The sequence below is a fragment of the Solicola agrisoli genome, from assembly GCF_049059935.1.
Classification (GTDB): domain Bacteria; phylum Actinomycetota; class Actinomycetes; order Propionibacteriales; family Nocardioidaceae; genus JAURVT01.
This window is the reverse complement of the sequence record NZ_JBMGQR010000018.1, coordinates 50,044-65,526: the sequence shown is the minus strand read 5'-3', so window position 1 is coordinate 65,526 and position 15,483 is coordinate 50,044. Positions and strand designations below refer to the sequence as shown.

Genomic DNA, 15,483 nt, shown 5'->3' with positions numbered 1-15,483 from the left:
CATCTGCTTGGCGCGGTTCTGCTCGGCGCCCTTGACGAACAGGACGTCCGGTCCGGCGTCCTTGCACGCCGCGGCAGTTGCCCAGTCTTCGTTCCACATGTCGCTACCTCCCGAGAAGAAAGCAGTGCCGACCCCATGCCGACCCCCACGGCTCTACTCAAGCCGTAGGAGAATCTTCACCCGCCCATTCCCTGCGAAACAGACAAAGGCGGACCACCCGGCATAGTCATTTGTGACCATCTTCGGACCAGACCGGCGTGTCGCGGCCCCGATCCGTTCTCTGGGAGTCCCTTTCATCCGTCCCGTACCCTGAGCGCATGTCTGTGCGCTCGCGTCGCTCCGAGCAGGGAACCAGCCCCCTGCGCGCCATCGGAGCCATGGCTCTCCTCAGCGGATTCGCCGGCCTCCTGGTCGCCGGTCTGCTCATCCCCGTGACCAGCATCGTCGGCACCTCGTCGAACTCGGTGGCCGACGGGTTCGAGAACCTGCCGCTCGAGCTCCGCGAGACGCCCACCGCGCAGCGCTCGCGCGTCGTCGACTCCACCGGCCGCACGATGGCGTACTTCTACTCCGAGAACCGCCAGGACGTGCAGCTCGAGCAGATCGCGCCGGTCATGCGCCAGGCGCTCCTGTCGATCGAGGACTACCGGTTCTACTCCCACGGCGCCATCGACGTGAAGGGCACCACGCGCGCCCTGGTCAACAACGCCGCCGAGGGCTCCACCCAGGGTGGCTCGACCATCACCCAGCAGCTGGTCAAGATGACGCTGGTCCAGCAGGCCGACACCCCCGAGGAGCGCGCGGCCGCCACCGAGAAGTCGCCCGCCCGCAAGCTGCGCGAGCTCAAGTACGCCATGGCGTACGAGGAGAAGCACTCCAAGGACGAGATCCTCAAGCGCTACCTGAACATCGCCTACTTCGGCGACGGCGCCTACGGCGTCTCGGCGGCCGCACGGCACTACTTCTCCAAGGACGCCAAGGACCTCAGCCTGACCGAGTCGGCGACGCTCGCCGGCCTGGTCAAGAACCCGGTCCAGTACGACCCCACCAGCTACCCCGAGAACGCGCTCCAGCGCCGCAACACGGTGCTCGCCACGATGCGCTCGCAGGGCGAGATCACCGCGGCCGAGGCCGACGCCGCCCTGGCCGCCCCGCTCGGGCTCAAGATCACCGCCTTCTCCAACGGCTGCGTCACCTCCGAGGCACCCTTCCCGTGCGACTTCGTCCGCCGCTACCTGCTGCAGGACCCCGCGCTCGGCGACTCGGTCGAGGAGCGCAAGAACAAGATCGAGACCGGTGGCCTGACCATCCGGGCCAACATCAACCTCAAGTACCAGGCCGCCGCCGACAAGGCCGTCCAGGCCAACGTCAACCCCACCGACGCGGCGCTCGGCCTGATGTCGCTGGTCGAGCCCGGCACCGGCAAGGTCAAGGCGCTGGCGCAGTCGCGCCCGATGGGCGACAACAAGAAGGCCGGCGAGACCTACCTGAACTTCACCGTGCCCAAGGAGTACGGCGACTCCGGCGGCTTCCAGGCCGGGTCGACGTTCAAGATCTTCTCGCTCGCCTCGGCGCTCGAGAAGGGCATGTCGGTCGGCACCACGATCAACTCCCCGGCCACCTACAACGTGCGCGGCCCGTACGCCACGTGCGACGCCGACCGTCCCTGGTTCGGCGGACCCGACGCGCAGGTCAAGAACTCGACCAGCTCGGGCAACATGAACATGTACACCGGCACCCGCCTGTCGGTGAACACGTTCTTCATGCAGCTGGAGAAGCGCACCGGGCTGTGCCAGCCGGTCAGCCTGGCCCGCAAGATGGGCGTCACCGTCCCCGAGCAGGACGTGGTCCCCACCTTCGCGCTCGGCGTCACCAGCACCGACCCGCTCACGCTGGCCAGCGCGTACGCGACGTTCGCCGCCCGCGGCATCTACTGCAAGCCGCAGCCGGTCGCCGACATCACCGATGCCGGCGGCAAGGTGATCAAGAAGTACGACAAGCAGTGCACCCGGGTGGTCAAGCAGTCCACGGCCGACCAGGTCAACGACATCCTCCGAGGCGTCCAGCAGCCCGGCGGGTTCGGCTACGCGAACGCGGGCCTGTCGATCCCGTCGGCAGCCAAGACCGGAACGATCCAGAGCCAGCGCGGTGTGACCTACGCGGGCTACACCACCGACCTCGCCGGTGCGGCCATGGTCGAGGGCGCCAACAGCAAGGGCCAGCCCATCTCGCTGCAGGGCCGCGAGGTCGGCGGGACGTACCTGTCCAACGCGTCGGGCTCGCAGATCGCGGCCCCCATCTGGGGCTCGGCGTTCCGCGACCTCACCAAGTACCTGGACGGCGACAACTTCGCCAGCCCGCCGTCGCGGCAGCCGGCCAAGCCGGCCGCCAACAACGACCGTGGTGGCAACGACCGCGGTGGCAACGGCCGCGGGAACGACCGGGGCGGCAACGACCGCTGAGGTCGTCGACCCGGTCCTGACGTGACGAGGGCCCGCACCCCACCGGGGTGCGGGCCCTCGTGCGTCCGCGGCGGTGTCAGGCGCCGAGCTGGCGACGCACCTCGGCGGCCACGACCGCGCCGTCGGCGCGACCCTTGACCTGCGGCTGGACGACGCCCATGACCTGGCCCATGGCCTTCATGCCGTCGGCGCCGGTCTGCTCGATCGCCGCGGCGACGATGGCGCGCACCTCGTCCACGCCGATCGGCTCGGGCAGGTACTCGGCCAGGACCGCGGCCTCGGCCCGCTCCTTGTCGGCCAGCTCGGGGCGGTGACCGGCGTCGAACGCCTCGGCGGCCTCGCGGCGCTTCTTGGCCTCCGAGGTGAGCACGCCGAGCACGTCGTCGTCGGTGAGCTCGCGGGCCTGCTTGCCCGACACCTCGGCGTTCGTGACGGCCGTGAGCACCATGCGCAGCGTGCCCGATCGGATCGAGTCACGCGCCTTGATCGAGGAGGTGAGGTCGTCGCGCAGGCGGTCCTTGAGTGCACTCATGGTCTCCATGATCCCCGGGACGGCAACCGGGTGCCGCACCCGCCCTAGGCTGGTGCGATGCATCCCCTCACCCGGACAGCCGTGGCCACCGCCGCCGCGGGCGCCGCGACGTTCGCCTGGGCGGCGGGGGTGGAGCGTCGGTGGTTCGCCCTGCGGCGCGTCGAGGCCCCCGTCCTGCCGGCCGGGTCGGCGCCCCTGAAGGTGCTGCACCTGTCCGACCTGCACATGACGCCGAACCAGCGCGACAAGCAGCGGTGGGTGGCCGCCCTGGCCGACCTCGACCCCGACCTGGTGGTCTCGACGGGCGACAACCTCGCGCACCCCGAGGCCGCGCCGGCGGTCCTGCGCGCGCACGGCGACCTGCTCGACCTGCCCGGCGTGTTCGTCTTCGGGTCCAACGACTACTACTCGCCCCGGCCGAGCAACCCGCTCAAGTACCTCGTCGACCACTCCGGAGGTGTGCGCCGGCGCGACATCGACATGCCCTGGCGCGAGCTGCGCGAGGCCTACTCAGCGCACGGCTGGCTCGACCTGACCAACGCCTGGGGGTCGCTGAGCGTCCGCGGCCTCGACCTGTCGTTCGTCGGCGTGGACGACCCGCACCTCGACCTCGACGACCTCACCGTCCTCGACCGCGCACCGCGCGCGGACGGCGACCTGCGCATCGGCGTCGCCCACGCCCCCTACCTGCGGGTGCTCGACGCGTTCACCGCCGCCGACCGTCCGCTGATCCTCGCGGGCCACACGCACGGCGGCCAGGTCTGCGTCCCCGGCTACGGCGCGCTGGTCACCAACTGCGACCTCGACCGCGCCCGCGTCAAGGGCCTGCACCAGCACCACGCCGACGGTCGGACGTCGTGGATGAACGTCTCGGCGGGGCTCGGCACGTCGCCGTTCGCGCCCGTCCGGCTGGCCTGCCGCCCCGAGGCCACCCTCCTCACGCTGACCCCGGCGCCCGGGGGTGCCGCCAGCCTGTAGAGTCTCCCCTGTCCTCCGGGACACCCGGGGTGTGGCGCAGCTTGGTAGCGCGCGTCGTTCGGGACGACGAGGCCGCAGGTTCAAATCCTGTCACCCCGACACAGCACCACACGAACACCTCAGGCCGAACCGCAGTCCGAACGCTGCCGGCCGACGCAGAGCCCTGGACCACCTGGTCCGGGGCTCTCGCCGTCTGCGGCCCGCCACCGGTGCCACCGGCGCTGTGCCAGACTGGTCCACTGTGAGCGACGACACCTCGGGCGAGCCGACACCGCAGCGCCGCGTGGTGCGCCGGGTCGTCCGCAAGCCGGTGGCCGCGCCGCCACCCGTCGCCGCACCGGCACCTGCGTCCCACCGCGCGGCCGACGACGACACGGCGCCCCTGCCCGTCGTCGAGCCGGTCGAGCGCGACGAGCGACGGGCGCCCGCGCCGGGCCGTCGGGCAGCGCGCGCCCCCAGGCTCTCGCTGCCCTCGGTGTCGGTGCCCAAGGTGTCGATGCCCACCCTCTCGCTGCCCTCGCTGCCGTCGTGGCGACGCCGCCAGGACCCGTCGTCCGAGACGCGCGAGGACGACGCCGCGACCGTCGTCGTGGACGAGCCCCGCGCCGAGCCCTCCTCGCCGGTCGCCGTGCGCGTGCGCGAGCGGTCGGACGACGTGCGGCGCGCCGTCGCCGTCCGGCTCGACCGTGCCCGTGCCCTGCCGATGCCCGCGCTGGCCGCGGTGCTCGGGCTCGTGCTCGGGCTGGTGGCCGTGCTGCTCTGCTGGGCGGCCACCGAGGTGTTCGCCGCCCTGCTCGGCACCCCCGCCGGCGGACGGTGGGGCTTCCTGGTCCTGGCGATCGTGGGCGTCGCGACGATCGTCGTCGGCAGCCGTGCGCTGCGTGCCCTCGACGCGCCCGAGCCCGGCGCCACGGCCTTCGTGGGCGTCGTCCTGGTGCCCGTCGTGGTGCTCGGGCTGTTCCTCGGCCTGTCCGCCACCGGGTGGGCGTTCGTCATCGTGCCCCTGCTGTCGGCCGCCACCTTCGCGCTGGCGCACCTGGCCATGGCCCGCCTGAGCAGCGCTCCCACCGAGGACTGACGTGACCGACGACGACGTCCTCTGGCAGCCCACTCCCGCCGCGCGCAGCACCACCGCGCTCGGACGCTTCGCGACGGCGGCCGAGCAGTCCACCGGGCTGACGTTCGCCGGCTACGAGGACCTCTGGCGCTGGTCCACCACCGACCTCGACGGGTTCTGGGCTGCGGTGTGGCGCTGGTTCGACGTGCCGGCCGACACCCCCGCCGACGGCCCCGGCCCGGCCCTCGCCCACGAGGCCATGCCCGGCTCGCGCTGGTTCACCGACGTGCGGCTGAGCTACGCCGAGGCGATGCTGCGGCTGCCGGGACGTGCCGACGACGACGTCGTCGTGGTGGCGCGCTCGCAGTCACGCGACGAGGTGCGCCTCACCGCCGCCGGGCTCCGTGACGCCGTCGCCCGGGCCCGCGCCGGCCTCGTCCGGCTCGGCGTCTCGCGCGGCGACCGCGTCGCCGCCTACGCGCCCAACATCCCCGAGACGCTCGTGCTCCTCCTGGCCACGGCGAGCCTGGGGGCGATCTTCTCCTCGTGCGCGCCCGAGTTCGGCACCCGCAGCGTCGTCGACCGCTGGCAGCAGATCGAGCCCACCGTCCTGCTGGCCGTCGACGGGTACCGGTACGGCGACAAGCCGGTGTCGCGGCGCGACGAGGTCGACGCCATCCGCGCCGGACTGCCCAGCCTGCAGGCCACCGTCTGGCTGCCCTACCTCGACGCCGACGCGTCCGCTCCCGACGGCGCCCTCACCTGGGACGACCTGCTCGCCGAGCCGGCCGACCTCGCCTTCGACCGGGTGCCGTTCGACCACCCGCTCTACGTGCTGTTCTCCTCGGGCACGACCGGGCTCCCCAAGCCCATCGTCCACGGGCACGGCGGCATCATGCTGGAGCACCTCAAGGGCCTGGGCCTGCAGATGGACCTCGGACCCACCGACACGTTCTTCTGGTTCTCCACCACCGGCTGGATGATGTGGAACCTGCTGGTCTCGGGCCTGGCGGTCGGGTCGACGGTCGTGCTGGTCGACGGCAACCCCGCGCACCCCGACCTCGGCGCGCTGTGGCGCCTGGCCGACGAGCTCGGCATCACCTACTTCGGCACCAGCGCGCCGTTCCTGCTCCAGTGCCGCAAGGAGGGCCTCGAGCCGCGCGAGGTGGCCGACCTGTCGCGGCTGCGCGCCGTCGGGTCCACCGGCGCCCCGCTGCCCGTCGAGGGCTTCTACTGGGTGCACGACGCGGTCGGGCCGGACGTGCACCTGGAGTCGGTGTCGGGCGGCACCGACGTCTGCAGCGCGTTCGTCGGCGCCAGCCCGCTCTCCCCGGTCCGCGCCGGACGCATCTCGTGCCGCTGCCTGGGCTCGGCGGTGGCCGCGTACGACGAGCAGGCCCGCCCGGTCGTCGGCGAGGTCGGCGAGCTGGTGATCGAGCGACCCACCCCGTCGATGCCGGTGGGCTTCTGGGGCGACGACGACGGCAGCCGCTACCGCGACGCGTACTTCGCCGACATCCCCGGCGTGTGGCGTCACGGCGACTGGATCAGCATCGACGAGGACGGCTCGTCGGTGCTCAGCGGCCGCAGCGACGCGACCCTCAACCGCGGCGGCGTCCGGCTCGGCACCGCGGAGTTCTACAGCGTCGTCGAGGACCTCGACGAGGTGGCCGACAGCCTCGTCGTGCACCTCGAGGACCCGTCCGGCGGCGCGGGCACCCTGATGCTGTTCGTGGTGCTCGCCGAGGGCACTGAGCTCGACGACGCCCTGCGCCGCGAGGTCGCGTCCGCGCTGCGCGGCAACCTGTCGCCGCGCCACGTGCCCGACGAGCTGCACGCCGTCCCGTCCCTGCCGCGCACCCTTTCGGGCAAGAAGCTCGAGGTGCCCGTCAAGAAGATCCTGCGCGGTGCCGACGTCGACGACGCCGCCGCCCGTGGGGCGCTCGCGAACCCCGAGTCCCTCGACGCGTTCGTCGCGTTCCGCCCCTCCTGACCCACGCCGTCGCCTGCCCGCCGAGTGGCGCAAACTCGGGGTCGACACGCGCGATCCACCCCGGGTTTGCGCCACTCGGGCACAGTTGTGCGCCACTCGGCGATCCGGGCGGAAGGGGCCGGGCGGGAGGAGCGCGCGGGGCGGACCGTCAGCGGCGCTCGGCGAGCCCGACGACGTAGGCGGCCTGGCCGGCGTGCTGCAGGCAGTCGCCGATCAGGCTGACGAGGCGGACGCCGGCGGTGACGGGCGGGTCCCAGTCGGCGTCGACGACGCGGTCGACCTCCGCGTCGTCCAGACGACCGACGTACTCGAGCGTGGCGGCGTGGACGGCGCGGTGGTACTCGCGCAGGAACGCGCCGCCGAGCCGGACGGCGCCCACCTCGTCGGAGTCCTGCCCGTAGCCGATCTCGGAGTCGCCGAAGGGCAGGCCGGCGCGAGACGCGAAGCCCTGCGACGTCCACACCTGCTCGGTGCCGGCCAGGCCGGCCACGTGGTCGTCCTGCACCCGCGACAGGTGCCACAGGAGCCACGACACCGAGTTCGCGGCGGGGTCGGGCCGCCAGAAGGCGACCTCGTCGGACAGGCCGTCGGTGAGGCCCTCGACGAGACCGTCGATCCGCTCGACCTGGTCGGTGAACACCTGGCTCAGCACGTCTGACATGGGCCCACGGTAGGCACGTCGTCCCGCGGACGCAGCGCGGCGGGTGTTCACCGGGCCGTCGACGGCCGGACGGCCGCACGCCGGTGCGGCGACACGCGTGGTGGGGAGGAGGCCCACCGACACGACCCCGAAGGAAGGCCCGACCGCCATGTCGACCCGTTTCCGTCTCGCCGCGACCGCCACCCTGGCCGCCGCCCTCGCCGTCACCACCCTGGGCGCGACGCCCGCGTCCGGCGCCGCTGACGCCGACCCGCTGCTCGTCGCGCACCGCGGCTTCTCGGCCGCCGCGCCGGAGAACACCCTGCCCGCCGTCCGCCGCGCCGTGCAGGCCAAGGCGGACTTCGTCGAGATCGACGTCCAGCGCACCAAGGACCGCAAGCTGGTCCTGCTCCACGACGCCGACCTGCGGCGCACCACCGACGTCGAGGAGGTCTACCCCGAGCGCGCGACGTCGCCCGTCAGCGACTTCACGTGGGCCGAGCTGAAGCGTCTCGATGCCGGCTCGTGGAAGGGTGCGGCGTTCGACGGCACCCGCGTGCCGACCCTCGACCAGGCGATCCGGGTCCTCGCCGGGACGCGCTCCAAGCTGCTGCTCGAGCTCAAGGACCCGTCTCGGTTCCCCGGCATCGAGCGTCAGGTGGCCCGCGTCCTCGACCGCTTCGAGCTGATCGAGCCGGGCACCGACGACGGCGTGCAGGTGCAGAGCTTCGACGTGGGGTCGGTCGAGACGTTCGACGAGCTCGAGCCCGAGGCCGAGGTGGGCGTGCTCGTCGGCGCGCCGCCGGCCGACCCGCGCACCTACCGCTGGGCCGAGGCGATCAACCCCAGCTACCGCACGGTGACCCGGGCCTGGGTGCGCCGGGCGCAGCAGGCGGGCTTCCTGACGTTCGTCTACACCGTCAACGACCCCGCCGAGATCCGCCGGATGGCGCGCTACGGCGTCGACGGCATCATCACCGACGACCCCGACGTCGCGTACCTGGCGCTGCGCTGAGCGACGCCGACGTGCGCTGTTCACCCGACGCTCACCTCGGCGCGTTGCGCGAATCCCCGCCGCGCCACGCCCGGGGTGGACCGTCGAGGTCATGAGCGTGCTGAGCGCCTGGAAGCAGACGGTGGCCGAGCAGGAGTCGCGGACGCGCGTGGTCGCGCACCGGGGCTTCAGCCACGCCGCCCCCGAGAACACCCTGTCCGCGGTGCGCGCGGCCGTCGACGCCGGCAGCGACGAGGTCGAGATCGACGTCCAGCGCACCGCGGACGGCCAGCTCGTCGTCCTCCACGACCGCACGCTGCGCCGCACCACCGACATCGAGCGCGTCTGGCCGTCCCGCGCCGACGACCCGGTGGAGACGTTCACCCTCGCCGAGCTGTCCGAGCTCGACGCCGGCGCCCGCTGGGGTCGCCGCGCCGTCCACGAGCCGGTGCCGACCCTCGTCGAGGTGCTGGACGTCCTGGCGCTCACCGACGTCCGGCTGCTGCTGGAGCTGAAGAAGCCCGCGCACTTCCCCGGCATCGAGCGCGACCTCGCCCTGGTCCTGGACCACCACCCGGTGGGACGCCGCCGCGACGTCGAGGTGCAGAGCTTCGACACCGCCGCCCTGCGCCGGTTCCACCGGCTCGCACCCCAGGTGTCGCACGGGGTGCTCACCAAGGTGGCGCCCCAGCGTCCGCAGCTGCTGTCGTGGGCCAAGGGCGTCAACCCCTGGCACGGCTCGGTGACGGCCGGCTACGTCCGCCGCGCCCGCCTGGTCGGACTCACCACCTACGCCTGGACCGTCAACGGCGTCGAGGACATGCAGCGCCTGGTCGAGGCCGGCGTCGACGCGATCATCACCGATCGGCCTGACCTCGCTCGCGGCCTCATCGGCTGACGCTCGAGGCTGACCCTCTGGACGCCTGAGAGCGCGCACGGCAAGGCGCCGCGGCGAAGGCGAGCTGGGTTCGTTCGTCGAGCCGCGAGCAACGCCGCCGGGTCGTGCTCAGGGGTTCAGACGTTCGTCTGGGTCCCTGATCCGGTCGGTGATCCAGCCGACGTAGCGGTCGGCGGACCGCTCGACGACGGCGCGGGCGTCGGACTCCACGACGACCCCGAACCCGCTGCGGAGGCGGTCGTACGCGAGCGGCTCGAGCGAGCCGACGACCCTGCGCACGAGCCGCTCCGACAGCGGCACCAGGTTGGGGTAGCTGCGCATGAACGACACCGAGGCCCGGTCCTGGCCCACCATCAGGGTGTCACCGGTGAACAGCTCGCCGCGGCCGTCGGCGCCGTCGGCCCAGTGCGCCACCGCGCTGCCCGGGAAGTGACCGCCGGCCTGGACGAGCGTGACGCCCGGGAGCACCTCGGCCGTGCCCGTCCACCACCGGACGTGGGCGTCATCGCTGCGCAGCCAGCGGCGGTCGTCGTCGTTGAACCAGAACGGCGCGTCGAACCGGGCGGCCCACGTCGCGGCCGCCCCGACGAGGTGCGGGTGGCTCGCGGCGACCGCCGCGACGCCGCCGAGGTCGCGGACGTCCTCCACCAGCCTCTCGGTGACGACGCCGGACGGCTCCCACAGCAGGTTGCCGCCCGGGGTCCGCAGGAGCAGCGTGTGCTGCCCGATCGCGAACCGCGGCTCGACGACCAGGCCGTGCAGCCCTGGCTCGAGCTGCACGACGTCCGTGCCGTGCGAGTCGGCGAGCTGGTCGGGGGTGGCCCAGGCCTGACCCTCGGGCGGGACGTACTGGCGCTCGTCCGCGCAGATGTCGCAGACCTCGGGTGGCACGGGTGACTCGCGGTGCTCGACACCGCACGCGACGCAGATCCAGGTGCTCATGCCTCCACCGTCCACCCTCGACCCAGGTTCAGGTCAAGACCGAGAGGTCAGGTGCCGACCACGGACGCCGCGTCCTGGACGAGGAGGATGCCGATGATCGCCAGCGCCCAGTACAGGGCGTTGCCGGACTGGCGAAGCAACCAGTCCGACAGTCGGGCCAGCGGGCGCTCGAGACGGCGTCCGAGCGTGAGCCTGACGCCGAGCAGCACGAGCGCCGGCAGCACCATCACGGCCGTGTAGGCGAGCACGAGGGGCACCCAGCCCACCGCCGGGAGGTCGGCGGCGGTGATGATGCCGACCGCGGCGAGGAACGGCAGCATCGACGCCACCTCCACCAGCGCGGCCAGCAGACCGACGCCCGCGACGGCGGCGTAGCTCGCGTCAGGTCCGACGAGCCGGTCGCGCCACTGCGTCGCGCGGGTGGGCGTCCCGTCGGGCCGGGGCTCCGGCTCGCGTCCGAACCAGCGCCGTGGGTCGCCGAAGACCCCCACGGCCAGCATCGCGGCGCCGACGACGAGCTGGGCGTACCGGAGCGGCCGGTTCTCCGCGAGACCGGACGCGACCTCGACCAGCCACCCGGCACCGGCGACGAGCGCGACGCCCACGACGGCGTAGAAGCCCGCGACCGTCGCGAGGTAGACGCAGTAGCGGCCCACGTGCACCCGGGGCGACAGCAGGATCAGCACCGGCAGCACCAGCGTCCCGATGCTCGTGCTGTCGACCAGCGCCAGGCCGACCAGACCGGCCACCGACGCGATGCCCATGACCTCCCCCTTTTCCACACGGCTGTGTCGTCATCCATCTCAACACACCTGTGCTACAAAGTCCACGTGCCCAAGATCGTGGACCACGACGCCCGTCGCGCCGAGCTCGCCGCCGCCATGCACCGCGTCATCCTGCGCGACGGGGTCGAGGCGGCCTCGGTCCGCGGCGTCGCGGCCGAGGCCGGCTGGTCGCCCGGCGCCCTGCGTCACTACTTCCCCGACCAGGCCGCGTTGCTGCGGTTCGCGGTCGCCCTCATGCTCGCGGACGTCCCGGCGCGCGTCGCCCGTCATCTCACGGACGGACCTGCCGGCGTCGAGGAGGTGCAGGCCCTCCTCGAGGAGGTGCTGCCCCTCGACGACGTGCGGCACGTCGAGATGCACGTCTGGCTCGCGACGATGGACCGCGCCCGCCACGACGCGGGGTTCGACGAGGTGCGACGCCAGGCCTGGGAGGGCATCGAGCAGGTCTGCCGCGTCGGCGTCGCCCGTCTGCTCGGCCGGCCGCTCACCGACTCGTCGGCACCGCTGGACGACGTCGCCGAGGTGGAGGTGGGACGCACCCAGGCCCTCGTCGACGGCCTGGCGGTGGAGGCGTTCCACTACCCCGAGCAGATGCCCGCCGACCGGCTCCGCCGCATCTTGCGCGCCCACCTGGACGCCCTGGCAGCGGGTTAGGACCCGCCCCGCTTCAGCCGACGCTGCTCGCGGTCCTGCTGCTTGGTGAGCCGTCGGACCTTGCGGGTCACGATCTGCTCGTGCTTGAAGAAGGTCTGCGCCACCGGGATCGCGGTGAACACCAGGGGCCAGGCGGGCCAGAAGTAGTAGAAGCCGTCCGGGATGCTCGTGAGCAGGTAGATCGCCACGAGCAGCGCCGAGAGGCCGAGGTAGCCCATCAACGAGGTGCGCATGTCGTGGCGCCACGCCTCCTGGGCGCGGCGACGCAGCTCGTCCGGGCTTGCCCGGCGCACCAGGTCGGTCGTCGGCACCAGGTCGGTGATGAGCGCGGGCACCTCGCCGAAGGTCTTGACCGACTGTGCGGTGCCGACCCGCTCGTCGTGCTCCTCGGGGTCCAACCGACCGTCGGCGTAGGCCTCGCCGAGCGCGTCGAGCAGGTGCGCGCGGTCGCGGTCGGACATCCTCAGCCCCGACACGGAGGGGTCCCGCGGGTCGCGCGTGAAGCCGCTCCAGAACGTCCCCGGCGTCAGCGCGTCTCCCATGTCCCGATGATTCCACGCAGGGCCCAGCGGGCGGGAGTGCGAGACGTCCCGGTTCGGCCGTGACAGGCGTCAGGGGAGCACGTAGGTGTGGACGAGGGGGTGGGGCCCGGCTGGACCGAACCAGTCGGCCGGCCGCGACCCGGTGCGCCGCCAGCCGCGGCGCTCGTACAGCGCGACGGCGGCGCGGTCGTCGTCCATCACGAGCAGGCTCAGCGTCGCCCCGACCTGCCGGGCGTGGTCGTCGATGACGTCGAGCAGCGCGGAGCCCAGGCCCAGCCCCCGGGCGTCGGGGTCGACGAAGAGCCGGACGACCGACAGCACGCCGTCGCCGTCGTCCTGGAGCGCCACGTGGCCGACGACGGTGCCGTCGACCCTCGGCCACCCAGGCGACCTCGACCTGCTCGACGAGCCACGCGGCGTCGACCCGGCTCGCTCTCACGGGGTAGGCGTCGAGCCGGTGGGTCCGGCCGAGGATCGCGACGAGCGGCTCGAGGTCGTCGTCGCGCCTCGCACGGACCGGCGACGTCACCGGGTGGCGATCAGCTCGGCGATCTGGACGGTGTTGAGCGCGGCGCCCTTGCGCAGGTTGTCGTTGCTGACGAACAGCACGAGGCCGCGGTCGTCGTCGACCGACTGGTCCTGACGGATGCGTCCCACGTAGCTGGGGTCGCGGCCCGCGGCCAGGAGCGGCGTGGGCACGTCGGCCAGCTCGACGCCCGGGGCGGACGCGAGCAGCTCGGTGGCCCGCGCCACCGTGAGGGACGACGCGAACTCGACGTTGAGCGACAGCGAGTGGCCGGTGAAGACCGGCACGCGCACGCAGGTGCCCGACACCCGGAGCTCGGGGATGCCGAGGATCTTGCGGCTCTCGTTGCGGAGCTTCTGCTCCTCGTCGGTCTCGAACGAGCCGTCGTCGACGACCGAGCCGGCCATCGGGAGCACGTTGAACGCGATGGGCGCGACGTACTTCTGCGGCGCCGGGAAGTCGAGCGCGCCGCCGTCGTGCGTCAGCTCGGACGCCCGGTCGACGACCTTGCTGGCCTGCGACTGCAGCTCCTCGACGCCGGCCAGGCCCGAGCCCGAGACCGCCTGGTAGGTGCTGGCGACGACGCGCACGAGGCCCGCCTCGTCGTGCAGCGGCTTGAGCACCGGCATCGCGGCCATCGTGGTGCAGTTGGGGTTGGCGACGATGCCCTTGACGGCATGCTCCAGCGCCTCGGGGTTCACCTCGCTGACGACCAGCGGCACCTCGGGGTCCTTGCGCCACGCCGACGAGTTGTCGACGACGATGACGCCCGCCGCGGCGAAGCGCGGGGCCTGCTCGCGGCTGGTGCTCGCACCGGCGGAGAACAGCGCGACGTCCAGGCCGCTCGGGTCGGCGGTGGCGGCGTCCTCGACGACGACCTCGCCGCCGGCGAAGGGGAGCCGGCGACCGGCCGAGCGGGCGGAGGCGAACACGCGCAGCTCGGCGATGGGCAGGTCGCGCTCGGCGAGCAGGCGCAGCATCACGGTGCCCACCTGGCCGGTGGCGCCGACGACGCCGACGCGCAGGCCGTGGCCGGGGGTCACGTCGCTCATCGGCCCGACCCCCCGTAGACGACGGCCTCGACCTCGGTGGCGTCCAGGTCGAACGCGTGGTGCGCGGCGCGGACGGCGTCGTCCACCCCGGCCTCGTTGACGACCACGGAGATGCGGATCTCGGAGGTGGAGATCATCTCGATGTTGACGCCGGCGTCGGAGATGGCCTTGAAGAAGCGGGCCGTGATGCCGGGCTCGGTGCGCATGCCGGCACCGACGAGCGAGATCTTGCCGACCGCGTCGTCGAACTGGATCTGCTCGTAGCCGACCTCGTCCTTGAGGCGCGCGAGCACCGACATGGCGGTCTGTCCGTCCGCGCGCGGCAGCGTGAAGGAGATGTCGGTGAGCGCCGTGGCCGCGGCGGAGATGTTCTGCACGACCATGTCGATGTTGATGTTGGCGTCGGCCAGGACCTCGAAGATCCGGGCCGCCTCGCCGATCTTGTCCGGGACGCCGACCACGGTGATCTTGGCCTCGCTCCGGTCGTGCGCGACTCCGGAGATGATCGCTTGCTCCATGGATGGGTCCTCCTGGACGGCGTCCGCCGGCACGACCCACGTGCCGGTCTTGGTCGAGAACGACGAGCGCACGTGGATCGGCATGTCGTTGCGTCGGGCGTACTCCACGCACCGCAGGTGCAGGATCTTCGCGCCGTTGGCCGCCATCTCGAGGGTCTCCTCGTACGACAGGCGCGGGATCCGGCGTGCGGTGGGCACGATGCGGGGGTCGGCGGTGAAGATGCCGTCGACGTCGGTGTAGATCTCGCAGACCTCGGCGCCGAGCGCGGCGGCGAGGGCGACGGCGGTGGTGTCGGAGCCGCCGCGTCCGAGCGTGGTGATGTCCTTGCTCGACTGCGACACGCCCTGGAAGCCCGCGACGATGGCGATCGCGCCGGTCTCGAGGGCCGAGACGATGCGGCCGGGCGTCACGTCGATGATCTTGGCCCGGCCGTGCTCGGCGTCGGTGATGACGCCGGCCTGGGAGCCGGTGAACGAGCGCGCCTCCATGCCGAGGTTGGCGATGGCCATCGCGACCAGCGACTCGCTGATCCGCTCGCCCGCGGTGAGCAGCATGTCGAGCTCGCGGCCCGGGGGCAGCGGCGACACCTGGTGCGCCAGGTCGAGCAGCTCGTCGGTGGTGTCGCCCATCGCGGAGACGACCACGACGACGTCCTTGCCGGTCTTCTTGGTCGCGACGATGCGCTGGGCGACCCTCTTGATGCTCGCGGCGTCCGCGAGGGAGGAGCCGCCGTACTTCTGCACGACAATGCCCACGGAGTTTCCTGACGTCGGTAGCGGTGACTTGGCGTTCGGCGCCACGCTGCGCACCGGCGAGTCTAGTGGACGCGCGTCTGCCGCTCCCCCGCGGCGAGAGCGGTGAGATCCGCGGCGGCGAGGTGGCGACGCAGGGTGGCGGGGTGAGGCAGGA

14 protein-coding genes, 1 tRNA gene and 1 pseudogene are annotated in these 15,483 nt (G+C 72.7%); 8 read left to right on the top strand and 8 right to left on the bottom strand.

The annotated features are described in order from the left end of the window. Nucleotides 1-317 precede the first annotated feature (317 nt). Nucleotides 318-2,462: a transglycosylase domain-containing protein gene (locus ACI6PP_RS09160; RefSeq protein ID WP_421110988.1), complete on the top strand. Its 2,145-nt coding sequence runs from the start codon at nt 318-320 to the stop codon at nt 2,460-2,462. A 76-nt stretch (nt 2,463-2,538) separates the two neighbouring features. Here ACI6PP_RS09160 and ACI6PP_RS09155 read toward each other — a convergent pair whose 3' ends face one another. Further along, nucleotides 2,539-2,994, bottom strand: a complete 456-nt coding sequence (locus ACI6PP_RS09155; RefSeq protein ID WP_421110987.1) for a GatB/YqeY domain-containing protein — start codon at nt 2,992-2,994, stop codon at nt 2,539-2,541. 57 nt (nt 2,995-3,051) lie between these two features. On the opposite strand from ACI6PP_RS09155, the gene ACI6PP_RS09150 reads away from it, so the two are divergent. The 4 genes from ACI6PP_RS09150 to ACI6PP_RS09135 all read left to right on the top strand — a co-directional run bounded on the left by ACI6PP_RS09150 (nt 3,052) and on the right by ACI6PP_RS09135 (nt 7,022). Then, on the top strand, nt 3,052-3,972 hold the full coding sequence (locus ACI6PP_RS09150; RefSeq protein WP_421110986.1) for a metallophosphoesterase: 921 nt from the start codon (nt 3,052-3,054) through the stop codon (nt 3,970-3,972). 25 nt (nt 3,973-3,997) lie between these two features. Continuing rightward, nucleotides 3,998-4,071, top strand: a tRNA-Pro gene (locus ACI6PP_RS09145). A gap of 142 nt (nt 4,072-4,213) precedes the next feature. Continuing rightward, nucleotides 4,214-5,050 carry a hypothetical protein gene (locus ACI6PP_RS09140; RefSeq protein WP_421110985.1) on the top strand — a complete coding sequence of 279 codons (837 nt, stop codon included), beginning with the start codon at nt 4,214-4,216 and terminating at the stop codon, nt 5,048-5,050. Nucleotide 5,051: 1 nt separating this feature from the next. After that, the gene (locus ACI6PP_RS09135; RefSeq protein WP_421110984.1) at nt 5,052-7,022 is read left to right on the top strand and encodes an acetoacetate--CoA ligase; all 1,971 of its coding nucleotides are present in this window, start codon (nt 5,052-5,054) and stop codon (nt 7,020-7,022) included. Between the two features lie 148 nt (nt 7,023-7,170). Here the strand turns inward: ACI6PP_RS09135 and ACI6PP_RS09130 are convergent, their stop codons facing one another. Beyond that, nucleotides 7,171-7,683 carry a mycothiol transferase gene (locus tag ACI6PP_RS09130; RefSeq protein ID WP_421110983.1) on the bottom strand — a complete coding sequence of 171 codons (513 nt, stop codon included), beginning with the start codon at nt 7,681-7,683 and terminating at the stop codon, nt 7,171-7,173. Nucleotides 7,684-7,831: 148 nt separating this feature from the next. Between ACI6PP_RS09130 and ACI6PP_RS09125 the strand changes: the two genes are divergently transcribed. Together ACI6PP_RS09125 and ACI6PP_RS09120 are read left to right on the top strand one after the other, a co-directional pair. Further along, a complete protein-coding gene (locus ACI6PP_RS09125; RefSeq protein WP_421110982.1) occupies nt 7,832-8,677 on the top strand; it encodes a glycerophosphodiester phosphodiesterase in 846 nt (281 codons plus the stop codon). 91 nt (nt 8,678-8,768) lie between these two features. Beyond that, nucleotides 8,769-9,554 carry a glycerophosphodiester phosphodiesterase gene (locus tag ACI6PP_RS09120; protein ID WP_421110981.1) on the top strand — a complete coding sequence of 262 codons (786 nt, stop codon included), beginning with the start codon at nt 8,769-8,771 and terminating at the stop codon, nt 9,552-9,554. A gap of 108 nt (nt 9,555-9,662) precedes the next feature. On the opposite strand, the gene ACI6PP_RS09115 is transcribed toward ACI6PP_RS09120, so the two are convergent. Both ACI6PP_RS09115 and ACI6PP_RS09110 read right to left on the bottom strand, forming a co-directional pair. After that, a complete protein-coding gene (locus ACI6PP_RS09115; protein ID WP_421110980.1) occupies nt 9,663-10,496 on the bottom strand; it encodes an MBL fold metallo-hydrolase in 834 nt (277 codons plus the stop codon). A 47-nt stretch (nt 10,497-10,543) separates the two neighbouring features. Continuing rightward, complete coding sequence (locus ACI6PP_RS09110; RefSeq protein WP_421110979.1) at nt 10,544-11,260, bottom strand: GAP family protein; 717 nt, start codon at nt 11,258-11,260, stop codon at nt 10,544-10,546. Between the two features lie 66 nt (nt 11,261-11,326). On the opposite strand from ACI6PP_RS09110, the gene ACI6PP_RS09105 reads away from it, so the two are divergent. After that, entirely contained in the window at nt 11,327-11,935 is a 609-nt protein-coding gene (locus ACI6PP_RS09105) for a TetR/AcrR family transcriptional regulator (protein WP_421110978.1), read from the top strand. On the opposite strand, the gene ACI6PP_RS09100 is transcribed toward ACI6PP_RS09105, so the two are convergent. The 4 genes and pseudogenes from ACI6PP_RS09100 to ACI6PP_RS09085 form a co-directional block, all read right to left on the bottom strand. Further along, nucleotides 11,932-12,477, bottom strand: coding sequence for a DUF1707 SHOCT-like domain-containing protein (locus tag ACI6PP_RS09100; RefSeq protein ID WP_421110977.1), 546 nt, complete (start codon nt 12,475-12,477; stop codon nt 11,932-11,934). The two genes, ACI6PP_RS09105 and ACI6PP_RS09100, sit on opposite strands and share 4 nt — an antisense overlap. Nucleotides 12,478-12,546: 69 nt before the next feature. Then, nucleotides 12,547-12,837 (bottom strand): annotated as a pseudogene (locus tag ACI6PP_RS09095) (GNAT family N-acetyltransferase); the annotation flags it as partial. A gap of 165 nt (nt 12,838-13,002) precedes the next feature. Further along, the gene (locus ACI6PP_RS09090) at nt 13,003-14,055 is read right to left on the bottom strand and encodes an aspartate-semialdehyde dehydrogenase (RefSeq protein ID WP_421110976.1); all 1,053 of its coding nucleotides are present in this window, start codon (nt 14,053-14,055) and stop codon (nt 13,003-13,005) included. After that, entirely contained in the window at nt 14,052-15,329 is a 1,278-nt protein-coding gene (locus tag ACI6PP_RS09085; RefSeq protein WP_421110975.1) for an aspartate kinase, read from the bottom strand. The genes ACI6PP_RS09090 and ACI6PP_RS09085 overlap by 4 nt, the downstream gene beginning before the upstream one ends. Nucleotides 15,330-15,483: the final 154 nt, after the last annotated feature.

Bases quoted from the DNA above. Each gene is read 5' to 3' on its own strand.
- ACI6PP_RS09160 (WP_421110988.1), top strand. From the start codon at position 318: ATGTCTGTGCGCTCGCGTCGCTCCGAGCAGGGAACCAGCCCCCTGCGC.
- ACI6PP_RS09155 (WP_421110987.1), bottom strand. From the start codon at position 2,994: ATGAGTGCACTCAAGGACCGCCTGCGCGACGACCTCACCTCCTCGATC.
- ACI6PP_RS09150 (WP_421110986.1), top strand. From the start codon at position 3,052: ATGCATCCCCTCACCCGGACAGCCGTGGCCACCGCCGCCGCGGGCGCC.
- ACI6PP_RS09130 (WP_421110983.1), bottom strand. From the start codon at position 7,683: ATGTCAGACGTGCTGAGCCAGGTGTTCACCGACCAGGTCGAGCGGATC.
- ACI6PP_RS09125 (WP_421110982.1), top strand. From the start codon at position 7,832: ATGTCGACCCGTTTCCGTCTCGCCGCGACCGCCACCCTGGCCGCCGCC.
- ACI6PP_RS09120 (WP_421110981.1), top strand. From the start codon at position 8,769: ATGAGCGTGCTGAGCGCCTGGAAGCAGACGGTGGCCGAGCAGGAGTCG.
- ACI6PP_RS09115 (WP_421110980.1), bottom strand. From the start codon at position 10,496: ATGAGCACCTGGATCTGCGTCGCGTGCGGTGTCGAGCACCGCGAGTCA.
- ACI6PP_RS09110 (WP_421110979.1), bottom strand. From the start codon at position 11,260: ATGGGCATCGCGTCGGTGGCCGGTCTGGTCGGCCTGGCGCTGGTCGAC.
- ACI6PP_RS09100 (WP_421110977.1), bottom strand. From the start codon at position 12,477: ATGGGAGACGCGCTGACGCCGGGGACGTTCTGGAGCGGCTTCACGCGC.
- ACI6PP_RS09090 (WP_421110976.1), bottom strand. From the start codon at position 14,055: ATGAGCGACGTGACCCCCGGCCACGGCCTGCGCGTCGGCGTCGTCGGC.